Source organism: Sorangium sp. So ce394 (assembly GCF_051474665.1).
Lineage (GTDB): Bacteria > Myxococcota_A > Polyangia > Polyangiales > Polyangiaceae > Sorangium > Sorangium cellulosum_D.
In genome coordinates, this window is the sequence record NZ_CP150339.1 from 10,556,590 (window position 1) to 10,573,101 (window position 16,512).

Annotated in this window: 15 protein-coding genes; 11 read left to right on the forward strand and 4 right to left on the reverse strand. The window is 72.6% G+C overall.

Features of this window, described 5'->3' with window-relative positions:
• Positions 1 to 4: 4 nt before the first annotated feature.
• The 10 genes from WMF33_RS39020 (at position 5) to WMF33_RS39065 (ending at position 10,352) form a co-directional block, all read left to right on the forward strand.
• Positions 5 to 553, forward strand: a complete 549-nt coding sequence (locus tag WMF33_RS39020) for an HIT family protein (RefSeq protein WP_061622619.1) — start codon at positions 5 to 7, stop codon at positions 551 to 553.
• Positions 550 to 2,019 carry an AI-2E family transporter gene (locus WMF33_RS39025; protein ID WP_437333366.1) on the forward strand — a complete coding sequence of 490 codons (1,470 nt, stop codon included), beginning with the start codon at positions 550 to 552 and terminating at the stop codon, positions 2,017 to 2,019. The genes WMF33_RS39020 and WMF33_RS39025 overlap by 4 nt, the downstream gene beginning before the upstream one ends.
• A 295-nt stretch (positions 2,020 to 2,314) precedes the next feature.
• Entirely contained in the window at positions 2,315 to 3,262 is a 948-nt protein-coding gene (locus tag WMF33_RS39030; RefSeq protein WP_020739972.1) for a hypothetical protein, read from the forward strand.
• Positions 3,263 to 3,357: 95 nt separating this feature from the next.
• Positions 3,358 to 4,299, forward strand: a complete 942-nt coding sequence (locus WMF33_RS39035; RefSeq protein WP_437333367.1) for a hypothetical protein — start codon at positions 3,358 to 3,360, stop codon at positions 4,297 to 4,299.
• 110 nt (positions 4,300 to 4,409) lie between these two features.
• Positions 4,410 to 4,835: an HIT family protein gene (locus tag WMF33_RS39040; RefSeq protein ID WP_437333368.1), complete on the forward strand. Its 426-nt coding sequence runs from the start codon at positions 4,410 to 4,412 to the stop codon at positions 4,833 to 4,835.
• A gap of 198 nt (positions 4,836 to 5,033) precedes the next feature.
• Entirely contained in the window at positions 5,034 to 5,378 is a 345-nt protein-coding gene (locus tag WMF33_RS39045) for a hypothetical protein (RefSeq protein ID WP_437333369.1), read from the forward strand.
• A 116-nt stretch (positions 5,379 to 5,494) separates the two neighbouring features.
• Positions 5,495 to 6,163, forward strand: coding sequence for a carbonic anhydrase (locus WMF33_RS39050; protein ID WP_437333370.1), 669 nt, complete (start codon positions 5,495 to 5,497; stop codon positions 6,161 to 6,163).
• A 49-nt stretch (positions 6,164 to 6,212) separates the two neighbouring features.
• Positions 6,213 to 7,826 (forward strand): SulP family inorganic anion transporter, encoded by a 1,614-nt coding sequence (locus WMF33_RS39055; protein ID WP_437333371.1) that lies wholly within the window; start codon positions 6,213 to 6,215, stop codon positions 7,824 to 7,826.
• A gap of 209 nt (positions 7,827 to 8,035) precedes the next feature.
• Positions 8,036 to 9,634 carry an FAD-binding oxidoreductase gene (locus WMF33_RS39060; RefSeq protein WP_437333372.1) on the forward strand — a complete coding sequence of 533 codons (1,599 nt, stop codon included), beginning with the start codon at positions 8,036 to 8,038 and terminating at the stop codon, positions 9,632 to 9,634.
• Positions 9,635 to 9,830: 196 nt separating this feature from the next.
• A complete protein-coding gene (locus WMF33_RS39065) occupies positions 9,831 to 10,352 on the forward strand; it encodes a PDZ domain-containing protein (RefSeq protein ID WP_437333373.1) in 522 nt (173 codons plus the stop codon).
• Between the two features lie 65 nt (positions 10,353 to 10,417).
• Here WMF33_RS39065 and WMF33_RS39070 read toward each other — a convergent pair whose 3' ends face one another.
• The 3 genes from WMF33_RS39070 to WMF33_RS39080 all read right to left on the reverse strand — a co-directional run bounded on the left by WMF33_RS39070 (position 10,418) and on the right by WMF33_RS39080 (position 13,936).
• Positions 10,418 to 11,347, reverse strand: coding sequence for an alpha/beta hydrolase (locus WMF33_RS39070; protein WP_437333374.1), 930 nt, complete (start codon positions 11,345 to 11,347; stop codon positions 10,418 to 10,420).
• Between the two features lie 81 nt (positions 11,348 to 11,428).
• Positions 11,429 to 12,499 (reverse strand): Kelch repeat-containing protein, encoded by a 1,071-nt coding sequence (locus tag WMF33_RS39075; protein ID WP_437333375.1) that lies wholly within the window; start codon positions 12,497 to 12,499, stop codon positions 11,429 to 11,431.
• A gap of 480 nt (positions 12,500 to 12,979) precedes the next feature.
• A complete protein-coding gene (locus WMF33_RS39080; RefSeq protein ID WP_437333376.1) occupies positions 12,980 to 13,936 on the reverse strand; it encodes a hypothetical protein in 957 nt (318 codons plus the stop codon).
• A gap of 132 nt (positions 13,937 to 14,068) precedes the next feature.
• Here WMF33_RS39080 and WMF33_RS39085 point away from each other — a divergent pair, with 132 nt between their 5' ends.
• Positions 14,069 to 14,662, forward strand: a complete 594-nt coding sequence (locus tag WMF33_RS39085) for a hypothetical protein (protein ID WP_437333377.1) — start codon at positions 14,069 to 14,071, stop codon at positions 14,660 to 14,662.
• A 177-nt stretch (positions 14,663 to 14,839) separates the two neighbouring features.
• On the opposite strand, the gene WMF33_RS39090 is transcribed toward WMF33_RS39085, so the two are convergent.
• Positions 14,840 to 16,477, reverse strand: a complete 1,638-nt coding sequence (locus WMF33_RS39090; protein ID WP_437333378.1) for a protein kinase domain-containing protein — start codon at positions 16,475 to 16,477, stop codon at positions 14,840 to 14,842.
• Between the last annotated feature and the right edge of the window lie 35 nt (positions 16,478 to 16,512).

A 16,512-nucleotide genomic window follows, 5' to 3' on the forward strand; every position in this document is an offset into this window, starting at 1 on the left:
CGACATGGGCAACCCCCTGTGGGCGCCCTGGCGCATCGAGTACATCCTTGCGCCGAAGGGCCAGTCCGACTGCATCTTCTGCGGCATCCCCCGCGCAACCCAGCAAGAACAGCGCGACCGGCTGGTCGTGACCGCGACCCGCCGCGCGTTCGTCATGCTGAACCGCTACCCGTTCGCCTCGGGCCACCTCCTCGTGGTCCCGCACGCGCACGTCGCCTCGCTCGACGCGCTCGAGCCGGCCGACCACGAGGCGCTCTTCCGCCTCGTGCGCGAGTCGGCGACCCGCCTGCGCGCCGCGCTCAAGTGCGAGGGCATGAACGTCGGGATCAACCTCGGCACCGCCGCGGGCGCCGGGATCGCCGAGCACCTGCACGTGCACATCGTGCCGCGCTGGCCCGGCGACACCAACTTCATGCCCGTGCTCGCCGACACGCGCGTCGTGCCGCAGGCGCTCGAGGCGACGCGCGACCACCTGCTCGGCTTCTTCGCCGATCTGCCCGCGTCGCTCGTCGACGACGGCGTCCCGGGCCCGGCCGCGCGCGAGGCGCCGTGAGCGAGGGGCCCTCGCGGCGCACCGTGTTCCTGACGGTGAGCGCCGTCCTGACGGCGGCGCTGCTCATCGTCTCGCACGCGGTGCTGCTCCCCTTCGTGCTCGCGCTCGTCGTGGCCTACGTGCTCACGCCGGCGGTCCTCCGGCTCGAGCGCGCGCGCGTCCCGCGGTGGGCCGCGATCCTCGTCGTCTACGCGCTCGTGATCTCCGGCGTCGCGGGCTTCTTCGCCCTCAGCGTCCCGCGGCTCGTCGCCGAGGGGAAGGCGCTCACCGCCGAGGCGCCGCGGCTCGCCGCGCGGCTCCGTGAGGAGTACCTGCCCGCGCTCGACGCGCGGCTCCGCCGCTGGTCCGGCCGCGAGCCGCAGGCGCTGCCCGAGGCGCCGCCCGCGCCGCGCGAGGTCGCGCCGGACCCGGCGCCCGACGACCCGGGCGCGCCGCCCGGCGATCTCGCCGCGCCCGGGGAGGATGGCTTCGAGCGCCCGCCTGTCCGCATCGTCCCCGGGCCGGACGGCTCCTTCGACGTGCGCATCGCCGAGGACGTCGAGATCCGCGAGACCGGCGACGGCGTCTGGCAGATCGCGCCGGCGCGCCCGAAGCACCCGCTCTCGAGCGCGAACATGCTCCAGGAGGGCTACGAGAAGGCGGCCGCCTACCTCAAGGAGAACTCGCTCACGGTCTTGCGCATCGGACAGGCCATCGCGACCGCGATCTCGCGCGGCATCTTCAACCTCTTCATGACGTTGATGCTCGCGGGGTACATCATCCTGACGCACGAGAAGATCCTGCGCTTCTTCCGCGAGCTCTGGCATCCGAGCTCGCGCGAGTCGTTCGATCGCTTCCTGCGCCGGCTCGACCGGGGGCTGTCCGGCGTCGTGCGCGGGCAGCTCCTCATCTGCCTCGTGAACGGCGTCCTCTCCGCGATCGGCTTCTGGCTCTTCGACCTCAAGTACTGGCCGATCCTCTCGGTCCTCGCGGCGGTGATGTCGCTGATCCCGATCTTCGGCTCGATCTTGAGCTCGATCCCGGCGGTCCTCATCGGCCTCACGCAGTCGTTCGGCACGGCGGTCGGCGTGCTCGCGTGGATCGTCGGCATCCACCAGCTCGAGGCGAACTTCCTGAACCCGAAGATCATCGGCGACTCGGCGAAGATCCATCCGGTGCTCGTGGTGCTCGCGCTGCTCATCGGCGAGCACTTCTTCCAGATCACCGGCGCGCTCTTCGCGGTCCCGTGCCTGTCGATCGCGCAGACGGTCTTCCTTCACTTCCGCGAGTCCACGCTCGGCCTCGCCGACCCGACGGCCTCGATCCCGCCGACGCGCGGCGCCGCGCTGGTCGCCCCGTCGATCGAGCCTCTCCCGCCGCTGCGCGGCTTCGAGACGGTCCGCCCTGCGGTCACCCCGCTCCCCGCCTCCGCCCCCGAGGGCGACCCCCCCGCACGCCCCGGCGACCCCGGCACCGCCGCGAGCTAGCCTCGCCCACCGTCCTCCCCCCTTCCACGACCGTAGGCCCCCGGGGAGGGGGGCCGTCGCGCGGGGCGCGCACGGGCTGGTGTCTGAGCCTGGGGCGCCCTGTGCCCGGCGTGCTGCGCACGCCGGGCACAGGGCGCCCCAGGCGAGTTCAGCCCGTGCGCGCCCCGCGCGACGGCCCCCCTCCCCGGGGGCCGGGCAGCTCGTCCGCCCGCCTCCGCTGGCCGCTCCCCCGCAGGCCGGCTATGAGACCCCGCGCCCCGCGGAGCCGCAACGCCCGTCAGATCCACGACCTTCGATGAAGACCCCCGGCAAACCCACCCCGAAGAAGCAGAGCCCCAAGCAGCAGCGCGAGCAGGCCATCGCCGCGCTCCGCAGCGGAAAGCCGCCGGCCGACCCCCTCGCCCAGCTGAACCCGCGCTCGCTCGCCCTCCGCGTCGGCATCCCGGCGCTCATCATCTGGGCCATCGCCCTGGCGATCCCCGGGGTCTGGCCGAAGGTGGCCGCCGGCGTCCTGACGGTCGTGGTCGCGGGCGTCATCCTGTGGGCGCTGCGCTTCGCGACAAAGACGCGCGCCGTCGCGCAGATCGTGCAGACCGCCGACTCCGCCGAGGCGCGCAAGGACGCGATCGCCAAGCTCGACACGGAGTTCAAGAAGGACGACGCGGCCGCGACGTTCGCGAAGGCGCAGCTCCAGATGCAGGAGGACCCGCGCGCCGCGCTCCGGACGCTCGAGACCATCAACCTCGACAAGGTGATGGCGCCCATGGCCGACGAGGCGCGCGCGCAGCGCGGCATGATCCACCTCATCCTGAGCGAGACGGACGAGGCGCGGGCGCTCGTCGACAAGATCGACATGACCCGCCACAAGGAGCCGAGGATCCGCGCCATGATGGCCGCCATCGTCGGCGAGGCGTGGGCCCGCACCGGGCAGGCCACGAAGGCCGTCGAGCTGCTCGAGACGTTCGATCCGAACGACGACGCGTTCGCCGAGCTCAAGCCGCAGCTGCTCCGCTCGCGGGCGTTCGCCTACGCGTGGGCGAACAACACGAAGCAGATGAAGAGCACGCTCCGGAGCCTGAGCGCGCTCAACCCGCAGTACCTGAGCGGCTTCATCACGAAGAAGAAGAGCCCCATGGGCGTCCCGCCGCGCGGCGTGCACCCGATGCTCGAGAAGGAGGCGTTCGAGATGCTGATGCGCTCCGGCGCCGTCCCGCGCAAGATGCAGCAGGTGAGGCGCGGCTGAGCGCGCCCGGCCGCGCCCCCGTCGAGGGAGCGCGCCACACGCAGCGCGCGCCCCCTTGACGCAGGGCGCGCCGAGCCGCTGAGATGCGCGGCCTGATGAGAGGGACCGCGCTGATCTACAGCTCGCACAGCCGCTGCAACGTCATCCACAACGACTACATCGCGCAGCGCGCCCTCCGCGGGCGGGACAACAAGCGCGTCCTGTTCCTGCCGATGTCGGAGGCGCCCCGCGACGGCAACGAGCTCGAGCGGCAGGAGTTCGCGTACGGCAAGTTCCGCTGGTTCTTCCAGTTCTACGAGCGGTTCGGCCTCGAGCACGTGCCGTTCTACTGGACCAGCAACCTGCGGCGCGAGGACGTCGACGTGCTCTGGGATCTGCTCGGGTCGTCCGAGGTGGTGATCCTCGGCGGCGGTTACAGCACGACGGGGCTCTGGCGCTACAAGCAGCTCGGCGCCCTGTTCGAGGGGGAGCCCGGCAAGTTCGGGCGCATCCTGCACGAGCGCCGGCAGCGGGGCCTGCTCACGGTCGGGTTCTCCGCCGGCGCCGACCAGCTCTGCCAGCACCTCTTCCGCCGCGTCTGGGACAGCCCGGGCGACAGCGACGGGTTCGGCCTCGCGCGCGACACGCTCGTGACGCTCCACCACGAGCCGAGCCGCAACGGCGACCTCTGGCACGCGGCGAGGCGCATGCCGCACTGCTTCGTGTTCGGGCTCCCGAACGACTCCGGGCTCAACGTCGACTGGGGTGTGCTCCCGTCCGGCAACCTCTGGCAGGTCTACGAGCTCATCGTCGACACGACCTGGGACGATCCGGCCGACGCCCTCCACGTGAAGACGCGGCAGGGCGCGCTCATCGATCACTTCGACAACACGGGCCGGCACTGGGCGTTCCACGGCGGCGACCACATCGTGCGGATCACGTCGCAGGACGGCCGCTACGACCGGGCCTGGATGACGGCCGGCGGGAGGCTCCTCGACTACTGGACGCGCGAGCCCGCCGGTCACGGGTCGATCGACGCGATCCTCGCGAGCCACTGATCGCGACGCCGCGCGCCGCGCCACGGCCCTTGCACAGCCCGCCGCCGCGCCTGGCCGCGGGCCGGCGTTGACGCCCGGCAGGCGGCGCGGCATCGCTCCGGGAGGCCGCCATGCCCGCTCGACCTTGCGCCTTCTGCAGTATCGCCCGGGGCGAAACGCCGGCCTGCGTCGTCCTCGACGAGCCGGAGGCGATCGCGTTCCTAGACCACCGCCCGCTCTTCCCCGGCCACTGCCTGCTCATCCCGCGCGCCCATCACGAGGTGCTGACCGACCTTCCGTCAGAGCTCGTCGGACCGCTCTTCGCGACCGCGCAGCGCCTCGCGCGCGCCGTGGAGTCGGCGTGCTCAGCCGACGGCTTCTTCGTCGCCATCAACAACCGCGTCAGTCAGAGCGTCCCCCACTTGCACGTCCATGTGGTCCCGCGCCGTCGGAAAGACGGTCTCAAGGGCTTCTTCTGGCCTCGTCACAAATATGCGGGAGAGCACGAGATGGTCGCCCTGCGCGACGCCATCGTGACGGCGTTGGCTAGCGGTTGAATTCCGTCGCTATAACGGTTATCTGGACGGGGCGCCGACCTGGCTCAGGAGCGAGGCGTCCGTCCCCGACTGCGACACTTTGCCGCACATGGTATGGCGCCGTGGCGTCTTGCGACGAACCGGGCCCGCTGCCAGGTTAGGGAATAGACGGCGTTCGCCCCTGGTTCCAACGCCCGACGCTCTATCCATCCCTGAACGATGCTGGTTCTCCGGTCATTCCTCCCTCGGATCGCGCTGCTCTTCGCGCTGATCCTCGCGCCGCTTACGCTGGTACGGGGGAATATCAGCATCATCGAAGCGAGCAACTCCGATGTTTCGGGGTCGTTTCGGACCGGATCCACCGAGATCGACCAGGTTGATCTCGCTGGACTGCAGCCGTCGGTCCGTGCCGGGGCCCACCGGCTTCGCGCGATGCGCTCGGTACGCGGCGACGGCGCGAAGCGCCCTCGCGTCGCCCTCGTGGCCGATCTCCGGCCCGCCCGCCTCGCCTCCCCCGTCCCCCACCCTCCCGTCCGTCGCCCTCCACCACGTTTCCTGAATTGATCGGCTAGCTCCGTGGCCGAGGCCGCTCGCGGCCTGTCGCGGAGGAGCTGGAAACCGGAGGTGTTCACGACGACTGCCGCGCTGGATCGGCGCGGTCAACGAGAGGGTTTGTTCAAATGCAGAAGCTCGCTGACGGGTTGCACAAGTTCCAGACTGATATCTGCGGCTCGTATCAGGATCTCTTCCAGCACCTGGCGAGGGGTCAGCGCCCCGAGGCGCTGTTCATCACGTGCTCGGACAGCCGGATCAACCCGAACCTCATCACGCAGACCCAGCCGGGCGACATCTTCATCGTGCGCAACGTCGGCAACATCGTGCCGCCGTACGGCGCGAGCAACGGCAGCGAGGCCGCGGCGATCGAATTCGCGGTCGCGCACCTCGGGATCAAGCACATCATCGTCTGCGGCCACACGCACTGCGGCGCGATGCGCGGGCTGCTCGATCTCAACGGCCTGGACGAGCTGCCGGCGGTCAAGTCGTGGCTCCAGCACGCGGAGCTGACGCGCCGCCTGGTGCAGGAGAACTATTCCCACATCGAGGGGGAGAACCGCCTGACGATCACGGTCGAGGAGAACGTCCTCGCCCAGATCGAGAACCTCCGCACCCACCCGACGATCCGCGCGCGGCTCGCGCGCGGCGAGCTCTCCCTCTACGCCTGGGTCTACAAGATCGAGACCGGTCAGGTCTTCCAGTTCGAGCATGCGAGCGGCCAGTTCGCGCCCATCTGCGAGGCGGCGCCCCCGTCCGCGCTGCCGGAGACCACGGTCTACCGGCGCGCGGTCTGAGCGCCTCACTGGCACTGACCCAAGACTTACTGGAAGAGAGGGCCTTTCGATGCAGCTTCAAAATGCCATCCAAGCCAGCGCCGGGTCGGAGCACATGGGTGCTCGCGCCCCTGGAGCAGAAGGCGCAGCCGCGCCCCGGGGGGAGGCGCACGGCGACAGCACGCCGCCGCTGGATTCGCGCCTCACCGGGAACCTCAAGTACGACATCCCCGCGGGCGTCGTCGTCTTTCTCGTTGCCCTGCCGCTCTGCCTGGGCATCGCGCTCGCGTCCGGGGCCCCCCTCCTGTCCGGCATCGTCGCCGGCATCGTGGGCGGCCTCGTCATCCCGCTGATCAGCCGCGCTCAGCTCAGCGTGAGCGGCCCGGCGGCGGGGCTCGCGGCCATCGTGCTCGCGGGCATCACCAGCCTGCAGAGCTTCCAGGCGTTCGCGCTGGCCGTGGTCATCGGCGGCGCGCTGCAGCTCGGGCTCGGCGTGCTCAGGGCCGGCGCGATCAGCCACTTCTTCCCCTCGTCGGTCATCAAGGGGATGCTCGCGGCGATCGGCGTCCTGCTCATCCTGAAGCAGCTCCCCCACGCCATCGGGTTCGACAAGGACAACTTCGCCTCCGAGTCGTTCAAGGCCGAGGGCGGCAACACCTTTACGATGCTGGCGCAGGCGCCGCAGGCGATCGAGTGGGGCGCGTTCCTCATCAGCGCCGTCTGCCTGGCCATCCTCGTCGGGTGGGAGAAGACGCGCCTCGCGAAGATCTCCTGGCTGCCCGCGCCGCTCGCCGCCGTGCTCGTCGCCACGCTCGGCAACGAGCTCTTCAAGGTGGCGGCCCCGTCGCTCGCCCTGGAGCAGAAGCACCTCGTGACGCTGCCCACCGGCGACCTGACCAGCGCGCTCCAGCTGCCGGACTGGTCCGCGATCGCGCGGCCCGAGGTCTGGGTGCTGGGCGTGACCCTGGCGATCGTGGCCAGCCTCGAGACGCTGCTCAACCTGGAGGCGGTGGACCGGATCGACCCGTGGCACCGCAAGTCGCCGCCGAACCGGGAGCTCGTCGCGCAGGGCGTCGCCAACATGCTCTCCGGGTTCGCCGGGGGTCTCCCGGTCACGTCGGTCATCGTCCGGAGCAGCGCCAACACCAACGCCGGCGCGCGCACGCGGGTCTCCGCCTTCACGCACGGCGCGCTGCTCCTGCTCGCGGTGGTCTTCGCCGCAGGGCTGCTCTCGCACATCCCGCTCGCGTGCCTCGCGACGATCCTGCTCGTCACCGGCTACAAGCTGGCCAAGCCCGCGATCTTCGCGGAGATGCGCAAGCTCGGGTGGAACCATTTCATCCCGTTCGTCGTGACGATCGTGGCCATCGTGCTGACCGATCTCCTGAAGGGCATCGCGATCGGCCTCGCGGTCGGCGTCCTCTTCGTGCTGAGGACGCAGATGTCCCGGGTCTTCGACGTGATCCACGAGGGGGCGCGGGTGACGATCCGGTTCAACAAGGCGGCCTACTTCTTCACGCAGGGCAAGCTCGTGGCGCTGTTCGAGCGGCTGCCGAGCGACACCCACGTGGTGGTCGACGCCCAGGGAGCGTCCTACGTCGACCACGACGTCGCGGAGCTGATCCGCCGGTTCCAGCAGACGGCGGCCCGGCGGAATATCCAGGTCGAGATCCGCGGCTTGTAGAGCGGTTCTGAGCAGGGACGGAGACACGGTCCTCGGTCTCCGTCCACGTCTTTCGGTCTCGGCTCCGGCCTTCCCCCTCCCTCTTTCCTCGTCCGGGCGTGAATTTGCCCGCGTGACCCGTTACGAGCGACGCTGCGCGCGATGCGCCCAGCCCTCGATACGGTCGATGCGATGGACAAGGCCCCCCTCCCTCCCTCCTCGGGTTGATCGTGGTCGCTCGATTCGACAGCGGATCGCCCCGGCGAGCCGCGCGAGGGGCCGGGGACGCTGGCCTCGCCTATGTCGGGGGCGCGCCGCCGCCGCCGCGGCTCGATGAGATCCCTCGAAAGCCGCTCTGCCTGCTCCAGGGCTACAGCGGGCTGCAGCAGTCGTGCGGAGACCTGTACACGCCAGCCTCGATCGAGGAGCTCCGGGTGCTCTTCCACATGGCGAAGCGGACGGGGCGCAGGATCACGTTCCGCGCCGGGGGGCAGTCGTTCGACGGGCAGGCGCTGAACGACGACATCGTGATCTCGATGACGCGCTTCACCTCCATCGAGATCGACGAGGAGGGGGCGCGGATGACCGTGGGCGCCGGCGCCACGTGGGGAGCGATCGTGCGCGAGCTCGCCGCCCGCGGGCTCGTGCCGTACACGGTGGTCTCGACGAGCCACGCGACCGCTGGAGGCACGGTCTCCGGAGACTGCCTCTCTCGCTTCTCGAGCACCGGCGGCAAGGAAGGGCACTATGTCGAGCGGCTGACGCTCCTCACCCTCGACGGGGAGCTGCTCTCCCTCGGCCGCGACGAGGGGACGAGCGCGCTGTTCCACGCGGTGATCGGCGGCCTCGGCTACCTCGGCGCGGTGATCGACGTCACGTACCGCGTCGCGCGCGTCGCCCCGGCGGGCACCCCGATCCGCGTCGTCACCGAGGCGACGCGCTGCGGATCGCTCGAGGAGCTCGCCGCGGCGCTCCTCCCGCGCGCCGAGCAGCTCCTGCCCGAGGAGGGAGGGAGCGCGGCCGAGGACGGGTGGGTCCCCGAGGCGCTCTTCTCCATCGCCTTCCACACCCTCGAAGGCAGCAGGAGCATGGTGATGCGGTCGCGGTACGTCGCGGGGACGTCCCACGCGCTCCGCCCGCTGCTGAACCATCGCCGCAACTACCCGCTCCGCGTCCCGATCGAGTGGCTGATGCGCGCGTCCGTCGTGAGCCGGGCCGTCTGGACGATCATCGACCGCTTCGTCTTCGACGTCTCGCGCCCGAACGTCGACGAGCTCATGGGCTATCTGTTCTTCATGGATGGCAACGTCCTCGCGAACCGCATCGGGCAGGCCCTCGGCGCGCCGATGATCACGGCGCAGCAGACCTTCATGATCCCCTACGACCCGGGCGCCCGGGAGGACAGCCTGCGCCGGCTCGCCGGTTTCCTGAACAGGATCGACGAGATCGCGACCCGAGACGGAATCCCGCCGCTGCTGCTCGACGTGCTCCACATCCAGGGCGACCGGTTCCTCCTCTCGGCGAACCACGGGACGGACGGGTTCGCGGTCACGGTCGCGTTCGTGGGCAGCGATGACGAGAGCGTGCGCCGCATCCGCCTGCGGCTCACCGAGCTCAGCGCGCACAGCCTCGAGATCGGCGGCCGGGTCTACCTGGTCAAGAACGTCCACGCGACAGCGGAGCACCTCCAGGCGATGTACGCGCACGCGCTGCCGGAGTTCGTCCGGCTCAAGCAGCTCGTCGATCCCGACGGGCTCCTGCGCAACGAGTTCCTCGAGCGGGTGTTCCCCGCGCACTTCGTTCCGGCGCCACGGCTCGCCCGGGCGTGATCGCGGCGCGCCGCAGGCGAACCTCTCCCTGATTTCCGGCATCGGCCCGGACCGCGGCGGAGAATCGCTGGTGGGGATCTTGCATCTTGGGAGGCAGGAGGCCGGGGGGCGCCGAGGGGCCATGCATGCAAGTCAGCAGCGGGATCAACCCCTCCGTGCGCGCGGCGCGTGCGGGTGGGCTCGGCGGCTCTCCGGCATGCTCACCCCGCTGGTCCCGCTCGCGGTAGCCGCGTGCCGCGGCGACTGTCCGCGCGTCGAAGCCTCGCAGCCCGCAGACACCGCGCAGCCCCGCGCCGACGCCTCGCGCGCTGACGCCGCGCAGCCGCGCGCGGGCGTGCCGGCGAGCCAGGCGGAGACCGCGAGACGGGAGAAGCCGTCGAACCCGACGCCGACGGCGACCGTCGTCCCGGCGCCGTGGCACCTCACGATCCAGCCGACCGCAGGCGACGGCGTGAGGATCGCGAGCATGGATATCCGCAGCTTCACGTCCCCCCTGCTGGAGCCGGGCGACGTCATCCTCGCCGTCGACGGGCGGCCGGTCCACTCGATGGCAGGGCTGGAGAGCCACCTGCGCGCCTGCGCGCCCGGGGACATGGTGGTGCTCACCGTGCTGCGCAACGAGACGACGATCGACTACGCGATGCTCCAGGTCCCGGCCGACGACGCGCCGGCGCCCGCGCCGGCCAGCGCCGCGGAGCAGGGCCGGCCCGGCGGCTGATCGCGCCCGCCTGCGCCGTGGGCGCGCTCGAGCGGCCCCGGGCCCGACGGCGGCCTGCGCGTCCGTCAGCGCGCTCGAGCGCCGCGCCCCCTGCTGGGCGCCGTGGCGCCGCCTCGCTTGCCGCTCAGGAAGGCGAACGCCTGGTCGACCTGATCGTCGGTCATCGCGTGCCCCGCGCGCGGCTTGCCGAGCGACCTCGAAGGCCACTTCAGCCGGCGGAGCATCTTCGCGAGCGCGACCTGGTCCCGGTGCGCCGGGTCCTTGCCGCCCCAGCCGACGAAGATCGGCGCGCGCGCCTTGGTCTGCGCGCCCGCCCGCTCCAGGTAGCGCGCGCCCGAGCCGCCCGCGAACGCCGCGTAGCCGTCGACCGGCAGCCGCCCGCGCATCGCCAGCGACGTCGCGTAGTACGCGCCGTTCGAGAAGCCGAACACGAGCACCCGGTCGAAGCGCGCGCCCGCGCGCCGCTCGAGCTCCGCGCGCGCCGCGTCCCACTCGGCGAGCAGCGCGTCCTCGTGGGTCGCCTGCGCCGCGGTGGCGGTGGGCCAGCACCACCAGTCTTCCATCGTCTTCGGACCGATCCCCCTGCGGCCGCGCGGCATCATCACGGCGACGCCGTGCCGTGCGCCGGCCCGCGCGGCGCCCCGCTGTTGCGCCCACTGCCACCCTGAATCGGGCTGAACGACGCCGTGCAGGTAGATCACGAGCACGCGGGGGCCCGGCGCTGCTTTGGCCGGCAGGAAGGCGCACACCTCGCCGGGCAGCGCGGCGAGCTCCGGCGCGCACCACCGCGCCGCCGCCGCGGCCTGCGGCGGCGCAGGCGCGTCCCCGGGGGGCGCGTCCGCCGAGGGCGCGTCCGCGGGGGGCGCGTCCGCCGAGGGCGCGTCCGCGGGGGGCGCTTCTGCCGAGGGATGGCCGGCGCCGTCGCCGCTGGCCGAAGCGGGCGCGCCCGCGGCCAGGAGCGCGGCCAGGGACAGCACCATCGCGAGCGAGCGCATGAGGGCGCAGTACCATGTCCGCGCCGCGGCCGGGTAGCGCGGCGCGCCCGCCGCCGGCGGCGTGGCGGTCGCCTGCCCCGCTCAGGGATCGAACGAATAGACGTCGCGGTTCCAGAGCTGACCGGGGCCCACACCGCCGTCGCAGGCGAAATCCCACCCCGAGAACAGGTACATGGTGCCGTTCACCTCCGCGGCGACATGTCGCTTCAGCCTGACCAGCGGATCGCCGCCCGGCGACAGCTTGGTCCACTTCCGCTGGATCGCGCTGTACCGCCAGAGCTCCTCGATGGGGTTCTGCTCGAACGGCGCGCCGCACCCCGACGAGCCGCCCGACACGTCGCCTCCTTGCAGGTACAGGTCCCAGCCGATGACGGCCGCGGCGCCGTAGTTGCGCGGCGGCGTGATGTCGCGCCGCGCGCGCGGCGTCACCTCGGTCCACCGGCGGGTGCGCAGATCGAACTCCCAGGTATCGTCCAGCATCTCGAAGCCAGCCGCGCCCATCGTCTCGCCGCCGTACAGCGTCAGCTTGCCCCGGATCGGCGCCGTCCCCGCCATCGCCTCGTGCCGGCCGCGCGGCGAGCCGGGAGCGCCGGCGGGCACGAGCTCCTTCCACCGGTTCGACCCCAGATCGTACGCCCAGAGATCGTTCATGAACTCGAAGGCGCTGGTCACTCCGCCGAAGACATACAGCTTCCCGCCGGCGAACCAGACGTTCGGGCGGGAACGGCCGACCGGCCCGGCGTTCTCGGGGTGGATCTCGATCCAGGCGTCCGCGTCGGCGTCGTAAGCCCAGAGGTCGTCGTGGGCCACGAAATCGGAGAAGTCGGGGCTGTACGTCGCCCCGCCGAACACCAGCATGACGCCATTGCACTCGTCGGCCGCCGCGCCGGCGAACACGCGCGGAGGCGGCAGATCCCCCGCCGGATCGAGCAGCTCCCAGGAATCGAGCGCGGTGTCGAATCGATAGAGATCGTTGTAGAAGGTGTTCTCGAAGGTCGAGAAGTCGTCTTTCATGCCGCCGAACAGGTAAACGGCGTCGCCGATCGCGGCGACCGCGGGGGTCGAGCGCTCCGTCGGCGCCGGACCGGACGTGACCCGCTTGGTCCACGTGCCCGAAGCCCAGGCTTCGGCCGCGAACAGAACGACCGTCATCGCCGCCAGCGCGACGACGATGTGCCGCGACGGCTTGCGCGCACGAGCTACGTCAGGCGCCAGGCCGCCCGGGCGCCCCCCACGGACGGAACGGGACACGCCCCGTGCCAGGAAATTCTTCATACCCCCTACCCTCCAGCAGCGAGTCCGCTCGATGGCGCACCGCTCGAAACATTCGCTCGGCGACCGCTGATTCGATCTCGCCGAGGACAGGCTACGCAGAACGATCCCACAAAACAAGAATCGAGCACCGCCCGTCGAATGCGCCGCAGAGGAGCCGGGCAATGGCTTGCGCACCTTACGCACGATTACGCACGATTCCGACGCTCGGGCATTGCGCGCGGCAACGGACCACGGACAGGCGCGCCGGGGACGCGTCTTCTGGCGTGAGAAGAAGAGAAGAAACACAGAGGCGCAGAGGGCACCGAGGAGGAAGGAAGAGAGCAGCGCGAGCGGCCCCGCGGCGCGGGGCGATGCGGATCAGAGCCGCATTTCGACGCCCGCGCCCGACGCGCTCAGCCACGGGGTCACGGAGCCCGCCTTGGGGGGGCTCGGCGCTGACTCGTTGAGCAGCAAGTAGAGCCCCACGCCGACGGTCGCGATGCCGACGCCGCCGAGCACGTCGCCGACGATCCCCTTGGCCCGCGCCGAGCTCGCGTCCGAGCCCGTGCCCGATCGCGCGTCGCTCGCCTGCTTCAAGCCGGAGAGGCCGAGGACCGCGCCCCCGGCGAAGAGCGCGCCGCCCACGCCCATCACGACGACCGGGAGCGTCCGGCTCGGCCCCTCGGAAGCTTCGGCCAGGGGAGGCAGACCGCCCCCGGCGGCCGAGGCCCGCGAGGCCGCGGCCGGCGCGAGCGCGAGCGGGACCTCGACCGAGCCGCCGGCGGCGACGCTGAACCGGGCCGCCGCGGCGCGGTACCCCGGAGCGGTCGCCACGACCTCGTGGTCGCCCGGGTCGAGCTCGAGCACCTGGCCCGGCGCCGCGCGCACCGGCTTGCCGTCCAGCGCCAAGGCCAGCCCGTCGACCTTGCCCGGCTCGACGGCGAGGGTCGCCCGGCCGATGCGCTTTTCGAGCTTCGCCACGGCCTCGCGCGCCGGACCGACGTAGGGCTCGGTCGTCGGCGTCGCCGGCTCGGCCAGGAAAGCGCGAAAGCTGGCGAGCGCGTCGACGAGGCGCCCCGTCTCCTTCTGCGCGACGCCGAGGCTGTACCGCGTGAGGGGCGTGGCCTTGATCTCCAGCGACCGGGCGTACAGCGCCCGCGCCTCCTCCCAGCGCCCCTCGCGGGCGAACTTCGCCCCCTGGACGAACAGCACGCGCGCCGCTGCCACATCCCCCTTGCCCTGCGCCGCCGCGGGGAGCGGGGCCGCGGCGAGGAGCAGCGCCGCGGCGACGGAGACGAGCGTCCGCCTGGATCGAGCAGGAGAATGCGTCCTCATTGACACTCCCCCTCCCGGCAGTGCTTGCCGTGCGGACATCGGTTGTCGCAAGCGCCGCAGTGATTGCGGTTGTTCCAAAGGTTGGTCTCGCAATGGTGCGCCGGGTCCCCGTCGCAATCGGCGAAATGGGCGTTGCAGTGCGCTTCGCCGCCCGAGCTGCTGCTCTCGCCGCCTCCCTCGCCGCTCCCGCTGCTCGCACCGCCAGCGCCGCCGCTCCCGATGCTCGCGCTCTCGCCGCCGCCGCTTGCGCTGCTTTCGCCCGGGCCGCCGCCGCTCGGGCTCGGGCCGCCGCTGCTTTCGCTCGGGCCGCCGCCGCTCGGGCTCGGGCCGCCGCTGCTCGCGCCCGCGCCGCTCCCGCTGCTCGCGCTCTCGCCGCCGCCGCTGCTTGCGCCGCCCCCGCTCGCCGCGCTGGTCGTCGCGCCCGCGCCGCCCCCGCTCGCCGCGCTGGTCGTCGCGCCCGCGCCGCCCCCGCTCGCCGCGCTGGTCGTCGCGCCCGCGCCGCCCCCGCCGGCCGCGCTGGTCGTCGCGCCCGCGCCGCCCCCGCCGGCCGCGCTGGTCGTCGCGCCCGCGCCGCCCCCGCTCGCCGCGCTGGTCGCGCCCGCGCCGCCGCCGCTCGCGCCCTCGCCGCCGCTGGCGCTGCTCGTCGCGCCCTCCGGGCCGCCGGTGCTCCCGCTCGTGCCGCTGCTCCGGCTGAGATCGCCACCGCCGCCCCCGTCGCCGACCTGATCCTCTCGCCCCACGGCGTCCTCGGCCGCTTCGTCCTTGTCGGACAGCTCGGCGCCGATCAGCGCGGAGCAGCCGCCCGATCCAAGCGGCGCCAACGCGAGCGCGGCCAGGAGGAGCAGCAGGTCGCCCGAGGCGCGAACGGCGCGGAATTTCACCCCACGATTGCGCATGACCACCTCAGAAATCGGGCGCCGCCGGCAGCGGCATGGACGTGGACGCAGGCGCCGGACGCGACGGCTCGGCCCGCTGCGCGCGCGGCTCGGGCCGCTGCCGCCGCGCCTCGTCCCGCTGCGGGCGCGCCTCGACGCGCTGGGCGGGCGGCTCGGCCGGCGCCGAGGACGGCTCGATCTCGTCCCACGGGTCGGCCAGCTCGCCCCAAGGATCGGCCGGATCGTCCCACGGATCGGCCGACTCGGCCGGCTTCGCGGTCGGCTTGCCTGCCGGCGCGCCCCGCGCGGCCGTCTCGAGGGCGCTCGCGCGCGGCCCCCCGCCCTCGGCGGGCACGACGTCGGCCGGAGGCGCGGCCGGGGTCGCCCCCGGCAACGCCAAGGCGGCGCCCGGCTCGAGGACCGGCGCTGCGGCCGCGACCGCCGGTTGCGCGGCGCCCGCGCTCGCGCTCCCGCCCCGCAGGTTCAGGCCCATCACGACGACCACCGGCGCGACGAAGGCGACGAGCACCCCGACCAGCAGCGCCTTCTGGAGCCGCAGCGGGGGCGCGAGCCCGATCGGAGCGGCGGGCAAGCCCTCGGACATCTTGATGGTGCCGCCCCGACGCCCGGCAGGCGTGGCCGCCGCGGCCGGCGACGCGACCAGCGTCTTCCCTGCGCCGCGCGGGCGCGGCGCCGCCGCCTTCGCCCCCGACACGGCGCCGGCGACGCCGGTCGGCGCGAACGCGGGCCGCTCCGCGGTGAGCGGCGACTCCGGCCCCCGCGCGAGCCACTGGTGCGCGAGCGACGTGCCCGCCACGTCCGCCGTGACCCCGCGCCCGACGGCCCAGGACGCCAGCGCGCGGCCGAGCGACCGCATGGTGGGCCACCGCTCGGCCGGCGACTTGGCCAGACCCCGGCGAAGGATCGACCAGAGCTCCTCGTCGCCGGCGCCGAGCTGCGTCGTCGGCGCCGGCTCCTTGTTGAAGATGGCCGAGATCACCGCGCCGAGGCTCTCCCCGGTGAACGGCCGCTGGCCGGTGATGAGCTCGTACAGCACCACGCTGAACGCCCAGACGTCCGTCTGCTCCCCGACCTCCAGCTGGCCGTCGGCCTGCTCCGGCGACATGTACTCGGGGCTGCCGACGATCATCCCTCGTTGCGTGATCGCGGGGCTCACCGCGTTGGCCAGCTTGGCAATGCCGAAGTCGACGACCTTCGGGACATGGCCGCCCGCGCCGTCCGGGACGACGAGGATATTGGCAGGCTTGATGTCGCGATGAACGATGCTCTGCGCGTGCGCGGCCGCGAGCGCGCACGCCACCGGCAAGAGCATCTGGACCGCCTGCTCCGCCGGCATCCGGCCGTTCGCCTCCAGCCAGTTCGAGAGCGACGTGCCCTCGAGGAGCTCCATCACCAGGAACGGCTCGCCCGAGTCGGTCTCGCCGAAATCGAACACGCGCACGATCGCCGGGTGCCCGAGCCTCGCCGTCGCGCGCGCCTCCCGGAGCAGGCGCTCTGCGGCGTGCGCGTCGAACTGCTCCTCGTGGAGCACCTTGATCGCCACGTCGACGTCGAGCCACAAGCTGCGCGCCCGCCACACGGTGCCCATGCCGCCGGCGCCCAGCCGGCCCACGATCTGGTACTTGCCGGCGAGGACCTCGCCCACGGCGCGCTCCCGCTTCGGCAGCCCTCGGACGCAGG